This window comes from Pleomorphochaeta sp. DL1XJH-081 (assembly GCF_049310885.1).
Classification (GTDB): Bacteria; Spirochaetota; Spirochaetia; order Sphaerochaetales; family Sphaerochaetaceae; genus CAYZJV01.
Map to the genome: position 1 here is coordinate 294,803 of NZ_JBMDYO010000002.1, position 16,082 is coordinate 310,884.

Genomic DNA, 16,082 nt, shown 5'->3' on the forward strand with positions numbered 1-16,082 from the left:
AGAGGAGGATTCGAACATGAAAAAATCGAAAGTACTACTGATTACCCTGATTCTCGCACTCTTTTCGCTCTCTGCCCTTGGTGCAGCAGGTGCGGCAGAAGCAGCAGGCGACTATGCCTGGCAGCCCACAAAGCCGATCAACTTGATCGTACCCTGGGGTGCCGGTGGATCGACAGACCGCAGCGCACGTACAACCGCTGCTATCGTTGAAGAGGCACTCGGAGCAAGTGTCGTCATCGTCAACCAGGCTGGAGCCTCCGGTTCTCTGGGAACGAAGGCAACCATGGATGCACCGCATGATGGTTATACTTGGACAGCCGGTGCTGTAAAGGACCTTGGCGTCTACAAGATCCAGGGACTACTGGACACCACACTCGATGATTGGCGCATCTACACCAATGTAGCTATGCCGAACGTCATCTCTGTAAACGTAGATTCACCCTATAAGACATTCGACGATCTGTTGGCTGCCTTCAAGGCAAATCCAGGACAGGTAAAGGTCGCAACTGCTGGAGTCAACTCAGCCGGACATACCGCCATGGAACTGCTCTCAAGCTACACAGGAATTAAATATCGCCATATCACCTATGATGGTGGAGCTCCAGCAGTTACCGCTACCGTCGGTGGAGAAGCCGATGTTGTTCCTCAGCTCTCAGTTGAACAGGTCGATATGATCAAGGCTGGAAAACTCCGCCCACTCGTCGTTCTTACCGATGCTCCATTGGAGATCGAAGGCTACGAAGGAACTATCCCATCAATTAAGGATTGGATTCCCGAATACAAGAGTGCAGCACAGTATTTCGCCATCTTCGTGCCAGCCGATGTTCCTCAGGCAGTACTCGATACCCTCGACCAGATCTGGGAAGAGAAGGTCATGACCAGCGACTCATTGCGCCAGTGGGCACGTGAGAACGCAGTCGTTTTCGACCCAGCCTATGGCCAGAGTGCATTCGACAAGTCTTTTGGCATGGTCCAGATTGACGCATGGCTAAAGCATGCTGCCGGCGACACGGTCATGAGCCCTGAAGCTGTCGGTATTCCCCGTCCGTAATTACTGTATGATACCTGTGGATACCGGACATGCCAGTGCATGTCCGGTTCCCATGTTCTACACACCTACCTGTGAGGAGTTTTCGTATGTCCCCAGTGAAGACACCACCGAATAAGAAACAACCTGCCGGCAACCGAATGCCGAAAGCCGATTTCATTACATCCATCATATTGATGGTATTCTCGGCCTTCGTTTTAATAGAATCAATCAGGATGCCGCGTCTGGAACATAGGAATATCAACCCATACTCCATACCCGGTCTCGTCCCCGCGGTCTTGGGAGTAATCATGGGATTCTTCAGCATCACCCTCTTCATCCGCTCCATGCGTCATGGAGGGCACCTGATGCTCAAAAGACATGAACCGTCACCCGAAATTACAGCAAAGCCCAGCTTCTGGAAGAAGCCGGAGACCATTCGAGTCTTGCTGACCGTCGGTTTCTGTCTCTTGTATGCCATCATACTCGTTGGTTGGGTATGGTACCCGATAGCCACATTCGTCTTCACATTCATTTTCATCGTACTGTTCGAATATGACAGGAGCAAACTTGCCAAAGAACAGATACGCATCTATGTGATCGCGGCTATTGAAGCACTACTTACCGCGGTATTGGTATCGGTGGTATTCCGTTATCTCTTCCTGATCCGTCTGCCATAGGAGTCACACCATGTTAGAAGGTCTGCAAATGCTGGGAATCGGGCTCACCCGGTTCCTTACCTTAGGTTCACTATTCAATGTCTTGTGGGCAGTCCAGCTGGGAATCATCGTCGGCATGTTACCTGGACTGACAGCTACGATGGGTATCGCGCTGCTGGTCACACTCACCTTCCGAATGCCTGCGGACGAGGCTGTTCTAATCCTTATCTGCATGTATATCGGATCGATTTATGGGGGAAGCAGGAGTGCAATTCTCCTAAATATCCCCGGCACACCGGCAAGTGCCGCAACTGCTGTAGATGGGCACCCGCTTTCACGTCAAGGACGTGCAGGAGAGGCAATCGGTATAGCTACTACAGGATCGTTCTTAGGATCTGTGATCGGAATGATCATGCTTGCTCTCTTCACCCCTATTATCGGTAACTTCGCCCTCAACTTCCAATCGATTGAGTTCTTCTGGCTTGCAATATTCGGCGTAGTCATCAGTGGATCACTCACAGCCCCGAAAGACCCGCTCAAAGGGTGGATAGCAGGCTTCTTCGGTCTCATGATAGCCATGATTGGTATGGAGGGAATCCACGCCCATGTCCGATTCTCCTATGGATTGGTTGAACTTTCCGGTGGTATCAGACTGATACCCGCTATGGTTGGAGCATTCGGTTTCTCTGAAGTAATCAGTATGATGAAACACCAAAAGGTGGAGATCATCAAGAGTGATATCAATCGGGTCATCCCTAAATTCAAGACTATAGCAAAACACTGGAAGACCATTATTCGTAGTGGCCTGATCGGTACATTCGCCGGAGCCATTCCGGGTGTCGGAGAGGATATCGGAGCATGGGTGAGTTACGACTTCGCCCGTCGCGCTAGCAAGGAACCAGAAAAGTTCGGCCATGGAAGCATTGAAGGGCTAATCGCCAGTGAGACGGGTAACAATGCAGCCGTCGGTGGAGCCATTATCCCTGTCCTCTCGCTTGCTATTCCAGGTTCGGCACCAGCTGCAGTTTTACTGGCTGCCATGTATATCCATGGGGTCCGCCCCGGTCCACTGATCATGATAGAGAATCCACAATTCGTCTATTCTGTAGTTGCCATGTTCCTCTTGGCAACCGTGGCCATGTTCATACTCGGTCTCTCGATGGTCCGTGGCCTGGTCAAGGTTCTCGAGGTTCCCCGCAGCAAACTCATGCCGGTCGTATTCGTACTCTGCGTCATAGGCTCCTACGCGGTTGAATCTCGCCACTTCGATATCATCATTATGGTGATCTTCGGTATCCTCGGGTATGTCATGCAGGAGCTCGAATATCCTGTGGCGCCCATGGTATTGGGAATCATTCTAGGAGAGATTCTGGATAAAAACCTCAGACGTGCTCTCGTTGTAACCGATGGAAATCTTGAGCCATTCTTCACCAGACCCATCTCACTCGTGCTCATCTTCTTCATTCTCTTGAGTCTGGTAAGCAAGGCACGCTGGTTCTCCCTTTTTAAAGCAAGAATGTGGCTGGGAATCAAATCGTTGTTTGGAAAAAAACACGCTTAGGAGATAATACCAACGTAAGGAGTAGATACTGTGAATGACAAACACCATATACGAGCAGGAATCGTAGGCTCCGGTTTTTCCGCAGCCTTCCATGTTGAAGCCCTTAATCGGGTCTACGAGGCCCACGTGGAAATCACCGGTGTCTACTCCCCCAATGCCGAAAATCGTAAGGCCTTTGCCGCAGAGCGGGGCCTTTATGCCTGTACTAGCCTCGATGAACTGATCAGTCTTTGTGATGTGGTTCATGTCTGCACTCCTCCTGCTACGCACGAAGAAATTGCTGTTGCTGCCCTCGCTATGGGTAGACATTGCATCATCGAAAAACCTTTCACTGGATATTTTGGCGATGGAGCTAAGTCATTCGATGGGCGCACGTTCGACCGCGCTTCTGCATTGAAAGAGGCAATGGAGAGTGTGGAGCGTATTCTGGAGGCTGAACGGGAGAGTTCTGCCTCAATAGCCTATGCAGAGAATTGGGTATTCGCTCCAGCAATCCAAAAAGAGCGCGAGCTGTTAGAAAAAACCGGTGCCCAAGTACTCTGGATGCACGGGGAGGAGTCCCATAGCGGATCACACGCCGAGTATTACGGAAAATGGTCACACTCAGGTGGCGGCTCGATCATGGGAAAGGGTGTCCACCCCCTCACTGCAGCATTGTACCTGAAGAAAGTCGAAGGACGTGCCCGAGAGGGTAAGGCTATAAGACCTGTTGCCGTATCGGCGCGTACCCACGCAGTCACTACCAGCGATTGGTATCGCGATGAGGGACACCTGCGTACCAGCTATACCGATATCGAGGACTTCGGGGCTGTCCATGTGGAGTTTTCCGATGGTAGCTTCGCCGACATCTTTGCCTCCGAATTAGCTCTCGGAGGGGTGCACAATTGGCTCGAAGTGTGTGCCAACAACCATCGGACACTCTGCTCCATAAATCCCAACACGGCCATGCAGACCTACAATCCTAAGGACGAGAACTTCAAGGATATCTATGTTGTGGAGAAGATCGGCACCAAGCAGGGATGGTCCTGTATATCCCCCGATGAGGATTGGTTTACCGGCTACCAGCATGAGATGAATTTCGTCTACCGCTCATTCACCCGCGCCGAACCGCTCGAGTCCGATAGCCAACTTGCTGCCGACACTATAGCTGTCGTATATGGTGCCTACCTATCGGCTTCACAAGAGGGCAAGGTGGTGAGATTGTAGGGTTTTACAATTTTCGTATCTGCAGTTGTTGGATTTTCTTGGCAAGGGTCTTACGTGTCATACCGAGTCTCGCAGCCGCCTTCGATTGGTTGAAGTTACACGCAGTGAGTGTTTTCTCGATAGCTATCTTTTCTGCCTCTTGGGTAATCTGCCTGATATAGGACTGAAGTGAACCGTCCCGTCTTGGATCAAAAGGTCTTCTTTGCAGGGAAGGCTCTTCACTGCCGGGAACATCCACATGGAACAATTCAATCTGGTCGGATGCACTGAGCAGCACCCCTTGATTTACGACATTCTGCAATTCCCTCACATTCCCAGGCCAAGAGTAACTCATCCAAGAGCGCAGTACTTCAGACGAGATTCCTCTTATGTTTCTCTTGTATCGTCGGTTGTATATCCGGATAAAATGGTCTGCTAAAAGAGGAATGTCGCAACGTCGTTCACGTAACGGGGGCAGATCTAATTCCACCACATTGATTCGATAGTAGAGATCTGAGCGTAGTTCCCCCTCTTCTACCAACTGCTTGACCGACTTATTGGTTGCTGAGATTATCCTGATATCGACAGCGACGCTGCGCGAACCTCCCAACCGCTCGAAACAAGATTGTTCCAAGACGCGCAACAATTTAGCCTGTACTTCCAGTGACATGTCGCCAATCTCATCAAGAAAAAGGGTTCCGGTATCGGCAAGTTCGAATTTGCCCAACCGTTTTTCGAATGCCCCGGTAAAGGCACCCTTCTCATGTCCAAATAACTCACTGAGTAGTAGAGACTCAGAGAGAGCTGCACAGTTTACACAGATGAAAGGACGATCCTTGCGGTTACTGGTGAAATGGATATACCTTGCCATGATCTCCTTTCCGGTCCCACTCTCCCCACAAATCAGCACCGGAGCATTGCTCTGTTTTATCCGATCTGCGATCTGCAGATGGCCGAGCATACCGGGGTCTGCACTGACTATTTCGGAAGAGCAGTATTTTTCCCTTAGTTCACCATGCAGGTATTGGTTGTCTTGTTGCAAGCGTACCAGTTCAATATTCTTGCGTACTTTTTCCAAGATATGGGAATTGTCGACAGGCTTGAGAATGTAGTCTGCGGCTCCTGCGTGCATCGCCTCTACCGCAGATTCGACACTGCCGTAACCGGTAATCATCAGAACAGGCAGTTCGGGGTCCCGTTCTTTCAATATTGCCAACAGATCGGTCCCCGACTCATCATGTTTTAGACGGATATCCAGGATTGCGATATCGAGATTGAAGTCGTCGGCTACCCTGAGGGCACCCGGTATACTCTGTTCGGCATGAACGACGAAGCCTTCGCTTTCAAAGAGATCGGAGAGACCTCTCAGTATCCCAGACTCATCATCCACGATCAAGATATGCGATCCATGTACACAACCCATTGGATACCTCTACACGATCGGCAACTGGAATGCGATCCGTGTCCCTTCGCCTACCGTACTACTGACAGATATTTCACCCTTGTACTTCTTTACTATACCATAGACTACCGACAACCCCAAACCGCTTCCTACGTCACCCTGCTTCGTCGTATAGAAAGGATCGAATATTCTCTGGATCCGGTGCGCCTCGATTCCCGAACCATCGTCTGTGATCGATACTTCCACCGATTCGGACCTACTGAGATACCTTGTAGCAATGGAGACCGTACCGGATCCACTGATCGACTGCATAGCATTACGCACCAGATTTAGGATCACCTGCTTCAGCTCATCGCCACTGATTGCCACAAGCGGACAACTCGCATCGAAATCGGTTCGCAGTATGATCTGATGTTCCTTTTGTAGACTGTAACCGATCAATCGTGTTATTTCCCCAATGGTTTCGTTCACCTGAACCCCAACGGTTTCGCTTCCATCCGTGGTTGAAAAATCCAATAAACCCCTTACAATCCTGGCAATCCTCTTGGTCTCCATCTCGATCAGATTGAGCGTCTCCTTTCGTTGGAGATCAGCTTCCGTGTGGATGAGATTCTGTGTATTGGAGAGAATCGAACTGAGTGGGTTGTTAATCTCATGTGCCATTCCTGCAGTCATCAGGCTGATGGAGGCAAGCCGCTCGGCTTGGAATATCTTCTGTTCGTAGGCTATGCGTTCACTTATATCTTCGATCACAACGATACAGTGGAGGTCTTCCTGACCCGTCAACGGATACAGATTCAATTCATAGGTTCGCCCGGCTACCGCTCTTTTGCATGTAGACTTTCTAGCTTTCCCGTTAGAGAGGACATACCGGATCTCAGAAACCAATGCCGCATCGATGACTTCACCAGGGAGCGTATCCAAGGCAACTTTGGCAACATCATCCTGTGCGAGAGAAAACATTTTTAGATAGGCGTGGTTTACCTTCTCCACCTTTAGATCCTTATCCACCACGATAAGGCCTTCTGGCATGGCATCGATAATATCCTCATTATAGACTTTCAAGCGCATGATCTGCTGCAAATTCTCTTCACGCGTCTGTTTATCGAGAGCAAGTTGGGCGGTCATCTCATTGAATCCATCGAGGAGGTCACCTATCTCCCCTCTGTGATGAGAGGCAATAGAGACCTGATAATCACCCGATTTGATCTTCTGCATGGACTGTACTACCCTATGGATCGGATACGTGAGATTCTTAGAAAAGATCGAACTGAGTATGATGGTCACCAGTGCTGCGATGAGCGCAATAGTCAATATTGCCTGATTGATAATCTGTACTTGCGACTCGTAGTCGGAGAGCGAAAGGAACACCATCAAGGTGAGCATCTCAGTATCTTCACCCGCAGCGACGGTTCCCGAATGCTGGATAATACCACGAAAGTTCTGTCCACCCATCTCCACCTGTTCAACAGGCGTATAGGCATGTTCCACTCTCCCGTTGGGGAAATGAGGAGGAATGCTCTCAAGATCCATGGTACCTTCCACAACCTCGGATGCACTTGCAAGTAGAACCTTTATCCTCTGGTTAGAGGTGAGTCTCTCCAAAAGAGGCCGGTCTATCATCTTTATCAGGAACACATCCACCGCTGTACCCGCTTCCGCCGAACCCAACCGTACGATACCGGTGAAATAGAGCGTATTGTGTAATTTGATGATCTCGATATAGGGGTGTTCCTTACGGTTTTTGAACACTTCGATATCGAGAAAAGGTTGTTCAGCTGCCTCGATAGGCACTTGAAGATTCTCATTGCTCGCAATACGGTGGATCACAGCATAATCGATACCAGATCTCGATGCAGTCCTTTGAATACGTGAGATGAGCTGATCATCGAATGATTCTGCATATTCAGCGCTGTTAAGCTGCTCATCCTCAGCCAACAGATTGATATAACGCCACAAAAGGAGTTTCCAGTGGTTAAATGCATCGTAGATTGCCGAGGCTTCCCTTGTCAGTTCACGCGAAGCGTCAATGGATTGGTTTTCATTGATGGCCTGGGTAATGAAGACCGTTGTTGAAACGGACAGCAGGATGATGATGGTGATGAAGAGATAGAGTGTCTTGTAGAAAAGCCTCATGGTGCATGTTCACCTTTTTACCGTCTCCGATCCTACAATGAGACCGACTATTTCATCGGGAGTAGTCTCAGAGACCAGCCGGGTCGCTACATTCTTTCCACGGCGCATCACCATGATCCTATCGGCGACCTCGAATACATCATACATCTGGTGACTTATAATGATAATCCCAATTCCTTGTGACTTCAAGGAATTAACCAAAGCAAGAACCTTCTTCTGTTCGGCAATACCCAGCGCGGCAGTTGGCTCATCCATAATCAGGACCTTCGCTTCCCAGTAGATGGAACGCGAGATCGCTACAGCCTGTCGCTGACCTCCGCTGAGAGTTCGGATGGTATTCTTCAATGAAGGAATCTCGATTTCTAGCCTATCGAGCACACTCCTTGACTCTTTTTGCATGTACTCGTGATCAAGGACATTGAACATCCCCAGCGACTTTCTCGTTTTTTCACGTCCCAGAAAAATATTTGAGGAGACATTAAGGTTCTCAGCGAGAGCCAGATCCTGATAGATTGTCTCTATTCCGCTTGCCAAGGCATCCATCGGGGATTCAAGTTTCATGGGCTTACCGTCGAGGAGGATAGAACCCTCATCGGGTTTATGCACACCACTGATAACCTTTATAAGTGTGGACTTGCCAGCTCCATTGTCACCAAGAATGGCGACAACCTCTCCTGCATTGACCCCCATACTCACATTGTCTACTGCGGTAAGACCGCCAAACCTTTTGGTTATGCCCTTTGTCTCGATGATGTATCCCATGGTATCCTCCTGCCTGCCCTACCGTTTCATATCGGGGAAAAACCGTTCTATGACCACAGTGAAAATCAGAATGATTCCCACCAGAATATATTTATCGAATGTCGGAGTTCCCCGCATACGTAATCCAGTCTCCAATGTAGCAATTACGAGGCAACCCACAATGGTTCGCCATACCGTGCCCGACCCACCGAACATGCTTGCACCGCCGATTACCACGGCTGCAATCGCATCTAACAGTGAAGCAGCTCCTGCATCGGCTTTACCGGTTATGTACTTCATAACATAGATAATGCCTGCAAGAGATGCGAAGAAGGATGAGAACATGTAGACTGCTATGATATGTTTTTTAACATCGATCCCGGCTCTGATAGCAGCATCGATATTCCCTCCTATTGCATAGATGTGCTGACCAAAACGTGTCTTTTTGAGGATAAAAGCGAATATGATAATGAAAATGAGAGCAAATACGACGACATTCGGAATAATTTCTATGACCCTCACTCCCCGTTCTACATCTGGCCGTTGTAAGAATGAGACTCCTTCGCCAGAGGCGATATAGAGAAAATGTCCATTACCGATTGCACCTGCTAACCTTGGCAGGTTTTTAGCCGGTATTCCCTGCATAAGCAACTCTGAAATCCCTTGGCAGACTCCTAACATGCTGAATGTCGCAATGAAGGGAGGAACACGAAGCTTCGCAACCAATACGCCGTTGACGAAACCCGGTATGACTCCAATGAATAGAGTAATCAATATGCTCACTACGATGGTACCTAAGGGAGAGAGTCCACTGGAGGCGAATACCACCATGAGCTTGGAGGAAATTACAGTCGCGAATCCCAACACATAACCGACCGACAGGTCGATACCTCCGGTTATTATCACGAACAACTCAGCGGTAGCCAAGAGAAAGACCTCGGTACCATAGAAGAGGATCATCTGGATAATGTTCAGGCTCATGAAACCACGGGTAAGGATGGCGAAGAAACTGAATTCCAAGAACAGAAAGAGAAACACCCAGTTTCGTCCTATGGTAACCAGTGCACTCCGTTTTCGCTGCGTGACTAATGCATTCATGGGCAACTCCGTTTAGAAAAGATCGGGGAACAGTTGGTCTATGATCACAGCCAAGGTAAGGAGGACGCCGACTGCTATGTATCGTACGAAGGGCTGGACTCCCGAGATTGCCAATCCGTTCTTCAGGACTGCAAGAACCAGCACTCCGACCATGGAGCCGATGATCCTCCCCTTGCCTCCCAACAGGCTTGCACCTCCGATAACCACAGCCGCTACGGCAAACAGTTCATACATGGAACTGAATGTAGTGTAATTACCTATTCCAGTCTGAAATACATTGAAAACACCGGCTAGACCGGCAAGAAAGGCCGATAGCATATAGATCCTTACCAAATGCCGATCGACATCGATACCCGATCGGATGGCTGCATCCATATTCCCTCCGATTGCGTAGGTATGTTGTCCGAATTTACTTTTATGGAGCACATACCAGAATACCAGTATGACAATTGCGATAAGAACAAATGAGAAGGGGATTAACCTGATGAGCTCCCTCACCCGTTCATCGGGAATGTAATCGGGCTTTCTGAACAATGTGAGTGACTGGCCTTTGTGGATATAGATGAGATATCCGTTCCCGAGACGGGGAAGTACCGATGGAAGTCCGGCAATGGGGAGAAATCCGTCGCAAATATGCAAGGTGATTCCATTGCAGATTCCCCACATTCCTAGGGTCGCAATAAACGGAGGCACCTTGAAACGTGCCACAAGCGTTCCGCTTATGAAACCAGGAATGAAGGCAACCAGCAATCCAGCCAATGTTCCCAAGATAATGATCAATGGTTCATTCAAACTTGTAGAGCTGAGTATAACCATGATTCGTGCTGCCAGTGTTGAAGACAACCCCATCACAAATCCGATTGACAGATCGATTCCTCCGGTAATGATCACGAAGGTCTCTGCTACCGCCAGCAGTATCGAGATTGTAGCCAGATGTATAATGTTTTGAAAGTTGACAACTTCGAAGAATCCGGGTCCGGTGAATGCGAATATCACCACCATTCCCAGAAGAAAAAATAACGCCCAGTGGCGACCCAACAATCTGCCTGATTTGGTCTGAACGAACGGTGTGTGTGTTGTCATCGGGCACCCTCCAATTGAACTCTCCTCGTAATTGGACGGCCTCTCCCTCCTTCCAAGTAGGAGAAGCCGTCGTTGATACTTGTTTCTACTGATAAATGAACTGGGCCATATTGGGATCGTTCACATTCTCCTTAGTGAAGAACTCGAATCCCGGGATGACCTTCTTGGGAACTTCGACAGAATTATCCTTGAGATATTTGACTGCCCACTCGACTCCGAGGGTTCCCATCTCACCCGGCTTTTGTGCCAGTACGAGATCGACCTGTCCCTTCTTTAAGGCACCAATCAGTTCTTGGGTCGCATCCCATGATGCAATCTTTATAGCTCCGGTAAGACCGGCATTCACAACCGCTTGATACGAACCCTGTGCGCTGTAAACGTTTGTTCCGAAGATACCGACAATGTCCTTGTCTTTCTGCAATGCTGCCAAGGTTTGCTCCTGGGCTACTTGTTGGACATCGAGACACCATTCGACTCCCACCAGCTCCATTTCCGGGAACTGTGCTACACCGGCGGTGAATCCTTTGACTCGGTCAGCGACAGACGAGGCATCGGGATTGGTCGCTTCACAGAAAACCTTGCCCTTCTCACCAAGCATTTCAGCCAATTTCTCAGCCATCATCTTTCCGCCTAGATAGTTGTCAGAACCAATGTAAGAGAGCGGGAAGCTGAAATCGCTCTGCTTCGAGTAATCACCATCACCAAGGAAGGTGTCTACGGTAATGATCTCCATGCCCTTGTCATAGAGCTTTTTTAATGGTGCGATCAGTGCATCATTCGATGTCGGTGCTATCAAAATAGCATCGAAATCCTGCTTCGCAGCTGTCGCTTCCAAGATAGGCACCTGGGCTTCAGGACCCCAAGATTTCGGGTATTCGGCCACGACTACCTCGACACCCAATTCTTCCGCCTTTGCCCGTACACCCTTTTCCATAGTGTAATAGAATGGATCGGCTACACCTGGCATGAACAATAGGGAAATTTTGCCGTCATCGGCGGCTTCTTGCGCACCAGCTGCGAAAACCATGGATGTGCTCCCAAACAAGGTCAGCACAACCAATAGCATGATAATACTTCTTTTCATGACATACTCCTTTTCGTGATGGAAACGAGAAATCGGTTAACAACCAAACATCACCATGCACAAAGCGTGCCAATAGCAAAGATAGCATAGAAGGCAACTCCTTACGCTAAAAAAGGTAGGATATGGGTAGCCGACTACCCAAGAGGTGGGTATTGAAGTATGCACCTGAGATGAGATAATTGGAGTAATTGGAACGACTATGTAGATAACGATTCATGAGTACTAAGTTTGACCTGAAGTTAGGGAAGCTTCCTTCGTGCCGTAACAGCAGATGGCTCAAACGCCATCGGCGTTATTTTTCAACGTACTGACTTATATAGTCGAGCCCCTCTTTATATTTCTTTGATACTTCCTCTGGTGGACACATAATCTCTAAATCAAGAGATTCCTGGTAACCGTTTAACAGAAGTGCGTCAAGAACTTGTTCCCAATCAATCGTACCCTCTCCAGGAGTCAATGATAAATTGACCATACCATCGTTATCGCACAAGTGGGTGCCGAAAATTCGATTACCCAAACGGGCAGGAATGGTTTCGAGTACATCGCGGAAAGCATGCGCATGACCAGTGTCGAAATTATACCCAAGATTATCTACTGACTGGAGAATTGAAAGAATTTGTTGGACACCACCAAGTCCCGGTATAATCGAACCGGGCTGTAGCTCCAGTGCAATCTTGACTCCATGAGCTTGCGCCATGTCGCAGAGACGCTGTAGATTATCGAGAAGTGTCCGCTCAATTTTCCGATACGATTCGTGCGTCATGACCTGTTGCTCCGTATGGAATTTCCCAAAGGGAACAGTAAGGAGACTGCAACCGGGCAAGCTTTCAGCAAGTACAAGGAGTTTAGAAACCTCTTCCCTACTATACCCATTCAAAATACCTATGGGAGTAGTGGAATTCTCAATCCAGAAATGGGCTACTAGTTGGGAGATATCGACCGTATATTCTTCGCAGGTGGCTTGAAGCTGGGAAACCTGGCTGCTTCTCCAGTCATCCAAGTGTTGCACATACGTTATTTCAAGCTGCATTGAATCGAACCCCATCTTCTTGATCAATGGAACTTCAGCAATGCATTGCTGTGGACTGAAATGCTCTCCGTACTTAGAGAGGAAATAGGCAGGGGAAACTCCAAACTTCATTTCGCTTGCTTCCTGTTTTTCAATTTCTCTACTACTATCCTGATCTGGATGATTATCTTTACGATGCAATGCACCGACATGAGCATCGCAGAGAACAAAATCGCTCCATACCACAATCTCTGCGGCAAGTGAAGCATGGGACTCGTCCTCGGACCTGAGGAGATATATAGATTCAAGCTACTTGAGAATAGGACAGCGATGAATACTCCCCTCACTAGTAATGAGAATAGTTGGTAGAATGCAAGTAAGGTAATACGTGAGCTGAGAAAATCATCTACAAACTCAACTCTCAGATGCCCATCTTCACGGAAAAGCAGCGCAATACCGACGAACACAAACCAGGCGAAAAACAGATTGATGATTTCGTCCTGAGGTGCCAGAGCCTGAATGCGAAAATATCTTGCACTGACTTGAGCCGATAATAAGATCAACAGTACGACGAGGCTGATTTCAACGAGCACAAAAAGTGTTTTATTCAGGGCTTCATCAATTTTCGCCAATTGCTTAATCATACAATCAACTCCTTCATGACATCAGATTTGGCAAGAACAGAACAATCGAGGGAACAAACGTAATAATCAGCAAGACAACAAATAGTGCGAGAAGGTACGGCCACAATTCGCTCAAAATCTCTTTGATTGTCAAATTTGTGATGCTTGCTACACTATATAGACATACTCCCATGGGAGGAGTAAGTTGTCCAATCATCAGATTCAATGTCATAAGCACGCCAAAATGAATTGGATCTATTCCGATTGCTTGTATAATGGGCAAGAAGATTGGCACAACCAAAGTCATAATGCTGATGGTTTCCATGAAACAACCAAGTAACAATAGCAGTGCATTCACTGAGATAAGAAAGAGCCATGGTCGTTCAGCTACCGAAACTAGCGCTGTAGACAATCTTTGCGGAACCCGCATGATTGTCAGTGCGTACGCGTATGCAGCTGCAACGGCGATGATGAAGATAACCCTAATAGAACTACGTATGGTCTCTTTGAGTATGGCTGGGAGTTTCTTTAAAGTCATATCCTTATACAGGAGAAAACCAATCAGCAAACCATATACACATGCTACAATAGCAGCTTCGGTTGGAGTGAAGATTCCGAAGGAGATTCCTCCGATTATAATGAAAAAGCTACCAAACGGTATCAGAGCATTCAAAAAGCCAAGGAACAACTCCTTCTTGTTATAACGGTTTTGTGAACGTGGATACGATCTCCTAATTGCCAGGATATAGACAGTTACCATAAGAGCGAGACCCATGAATGCTCCAGGGATCAATCCTGCCATAAATAACTTCCCAACGGAGACTCCGGTAAGTGCGCCATATATGACAAATGGTATGCTTGGCGGTATGATGGGACCGATGGTGGCTGAAGCAGCTGTTATTGCAGCACTGAACTTCTTGTCATACCCACCTTTCTCCATCATTTCCATTTCAACCACACCCATTCCACTTGCATCTGCGACTGATGACCCCGACATTCCGGAGAAAAGCATACTCACCAGAATATTCACATGACCTAAGCCTCCAGGGACTCTGCCTACCAGCATCTCTGCTGACCGGAGAATACGTTTTGTGAGTCCTCCATCGTTCATAAGTAGCCCTGATAAGATATAGAAGGGAATCGCCAAAAGCACAAAAGAGGTACTCCCGGAATACATCCGTTGAGCTATGACTACAATCATACTCCAACTGTCGTGGAGAGAAAATGCAATTAATGTGGCGATTCCCATACTGAATGCAACGGGAATCCCAAGAAGGATGAGAAGTATCAGCGCGCTAAAAACTAGTATGATATCCATCTGAAATTCTGCACTCCTTTGCGAATGGTACATGCGATGGAAAACAACCGCGGAATATCATACTCCGCAGGTTGTCTTCCGTAAAAATTGACTTAGCGAGCTTGTTCGACCAACTTGACAAACTTGTCGGTGAATTCATTGCCTGCAAAATCGCCAATCGTTTTGATTGCAGGTCCCATCTTATCTCTAAATGGGGCGAGATCCGGATAGTTCACCGTTACATCAGCTTCTTCGAGTTTTTGGATCAACTCCTCCTCCGAATTTACTGTAAGTTCCCTTGCCAGAGCTCCTGCCTGCGCCGATGCATCAAGCACAATCTGTTTGGTTTCTTCTGTGAGAGAATTCCATGCCTTTTCGCTTGCTACCAACATCTGAGTATTGTATACGTGGTTCAAGATAGTCACGAAAGGTTGCACTTCGTATAGTTTCTGATAGTAGATGGTGGACAATGGATTACATTGACCGTCGACAACGCCTTGTGCAAGAGCCATATACAATTCAGGGAAACTGATAATTGAAGTTGTTGCACCCAAAGCTTTGTACATGGATTCAAGCTGGATTTCATTTGGAACCCTCATCTTGAGGCGAGCAACATCAGCTGGTTTCTCGACTTTCAACAAGCGGTTCGAGAGCTGGCGGAATCCCCACTCCCAGTTTCCAATTACGACAAAACCTTGCTCCGCAGCATAATCTGCCAGCAGTTCTCCCGCTTCACCATCAAGTGCACGATGCGCGTGTTCATAACCCTCGAAGAGGAAAGGAATCATTACAGCACCATATTCGGGTACCCATACTTGCAACTGGCCACTTGTCACGAGACCAAGTTCGAGTGCGCCCAATTGTAGTTGTTCGGTGTACTCAGGAGCAGAACCGAGACTTGAGTTGGAATAGACCTCCACTTTTACAACTCCGTCCGTCTTTTCCTCAACCAATTCCTTGAACAACATCGATGCCTTATGGGAAGGATGTCCCTCATCGGAAATATGTGCTAAACGTAGCGTCATAGACTTCTGTTCAGTCGAGGTTGCTTCCTGAGCACCTGCGGCGAACAACCCAGTCGTAGAAATTACCAACAGTAATCCTACGATACTCATAACCAACAATAATTTCTTTTTTCTTGAAACCATAAAATACCTCCTTATGGTTCATTGTTTTT

General features: G+C 47.9%; 14 protein-coding genes. 4 read left to right on the forward strand and 10 right to left on the reverse strand.

Features of this window, described 5'->3' with window-relative positions; all coding sequences use genetic code 11:
• The first annotated feature begins 16 nt into the window (after positions 1-16).
• The 4 genes from ACODJP_RS05685 (at position 17) to ACODJP_RS05700 (ending at position 4,453) form a co-directional block, all read left to right on the forward strand.
• Positions 17-1,051, forward strand: a complete 1,035-nt coding sequence (locus tag ACODJP_RS05685) for a tripartite tricarboxylate transporter substrate binding protein (RefSeq protein ID WP_422479397.1) — start codon at positions 17-19, stop codon at positions 1,049-1,051.
• 86 nt (positions 1,052-1,137) lie between these two features.
• The gene (locus ACODJP_RS05690; protein ID WP_422479399.1) at positions 1,138-1,707 is read left to right on the forward strand and encodes a tripartite tricarboxylate transporter TctB family protein; all 570 of its coding nucleotides are present in this window, start codon (positions 1,138-1,140) and stop codon (positions 1,705-1,707) included.
• Between the two features lie 10 nt (positions 1,708-1,717).
• Positions 1,718-3,247, forward strand: coding sequence for a tripartite tricarboxylate transporter permease (locus ACODJP_RS05695; protein WP_422479401.1), 1,530 nt, complete (start codon positions 1,718-1,720; stop codon positions 3,245-3,247).
• A gap of 30 nt (positions 3,248-3,277) precedes the next feature.
• Complete coding sequence (locus ACODJP_RS05700; RefSeq protein WP_422479403.1) at positions 3,278-4,453, forward strand: Gfo/Idh/MocA family protein; 1,176 nt, start codon at positions 3,278-3,280, stop codon at positions 4,451-4,453.
• Between the two features lie 4 nt (positions 4,454-4,457).
• Here the strand turns inward: ACODJP_RS05700 and ACODJP_RS05705 are convergent, their stop codons facing one another.
• The 10 genes from ACODJP_RS05705 to ACODJP_RS05750 form a co-directional block, all read right to left on the reverse strand.
• Positions 4,458-5,855, reverse strand: a complete 1,398-nt coding sequence (locus ACODJP_RS05705) for a sigma-54-dependent transcriptional regulator (protein WP_422479405.1) — start codon at positions 5,853-5,855, stop codon at positions 4,458-4,460.
• Between the two features lie 9 nt (positions 5,856-5,864).
• Positions 5,865-7,970, reverse strand: coding sequence for a sensor histidine kinase (locus tag ACODJP_RS05710; protein ID WP_422479407.1), 2,106 nt, complete (start codon positions 7,968-7,970; stop codon positions 5,865-5,867).
• A gap of 9 nt (positions 7,971-7,979) precedes the next feature.
• Positions 7,980-8,732, reverse strand: a complete 753-nt coding sequence (locus tag ACODJP_RS05715) for an ATP-binding cassette domain-containing protein (RefSeq protein WP_422479409.1) — start codon at positions 8,730-8,732, stop codon at positions 7,980-7,982.
• A gap of 18 nt (positions 8,733-8,750) precedes the next feature.
• Positions 8,751-9,809, reverse strand: coding sequence for an ABC transporter permease (locus tag ACODJP_RS05720; protein ID WP_422479411.1), 1,059 nt, complete (start codon positions 9,807-9,809; stop codon positions 8,751-8,753).
• 12 nt (positions 9,810-9,821) lie between these two features.
• Entirely contained in the window at positions 9,822-10,892 is a 1,071-nt protein-coding gene (locus ACODJP_RS05725; RefSeq protein ID WP_422479413.1) for an ABC transporter permease, read from the reverse strand.
• An 85-nt stretch (positions 10,893-10,977) separates the two neighbouring features.
• A complete protein-coding gene (locus ACODJP_RS05730) occupies positions 10,978-11,976 on the reverse strand; it encodes an ABC transporter substrate-binding protein (RefSeq protein WP_422479415.1) in 999 nt (332 codons plus the stop codon).
• A 292-nt stretch (positions 11,977-12,268) separates the two neighbouring features.
• Positions 12,269-13,117 carry a sugar phosphate isomerase/epimerase family protein gene (locus tag ACODJP_RS05735; RefSeq protein ID WP_422479417.1) on the reverse strand — a complete coding sequence of 283 codons (849 nt, stop codon included), beginning with the start codon at positions 13,115-13,117 and terminating at the stop codon, positions 12,269-12,271.
• Positions 13,114-13,629 (reverse strand): TRAP transporter small permease, encoded by a 516-nt coding sequence (locus ACODJP_RS05740; RefSeq protein ID WP_422479419.1) that lies wholly within the window; start codon positions 13,627-13,629, stop codon positions 13,114-13,116. The genes ACODJP_RS05735 and ACODJP_RS05740 overlap by 4 nt, the downstream gene beginning before the upstream one ends.
• A 13-nt stretch (positions 13,630-13,642) precedes the next feature.
• On the reverse strand, positions 13,643-14,926 hold the full coding sequence (locus ACODJP_RS05745; RefSeq protein ID WP_422479421.1) for a TRAP transporter large permease: 1,284 nt from the start codon (positions 14,924-14,926) through the stop codon (positions 13,643-13,645).
• 92 nt (positions 14,927-15,018) lie between these two features.
• A complete protein-coding gene (locus ACODJP_RS05750) occupies positions 15,019-16,053 on the reverse strand; it encodes a TRAP transporter substrate-binding protein (protein ID WP_422479423.1) in 1,035 nt (344 codons plus the stop codon).
• Positions 16,054-16,082 lie beyond the last annotated feature (29 nt).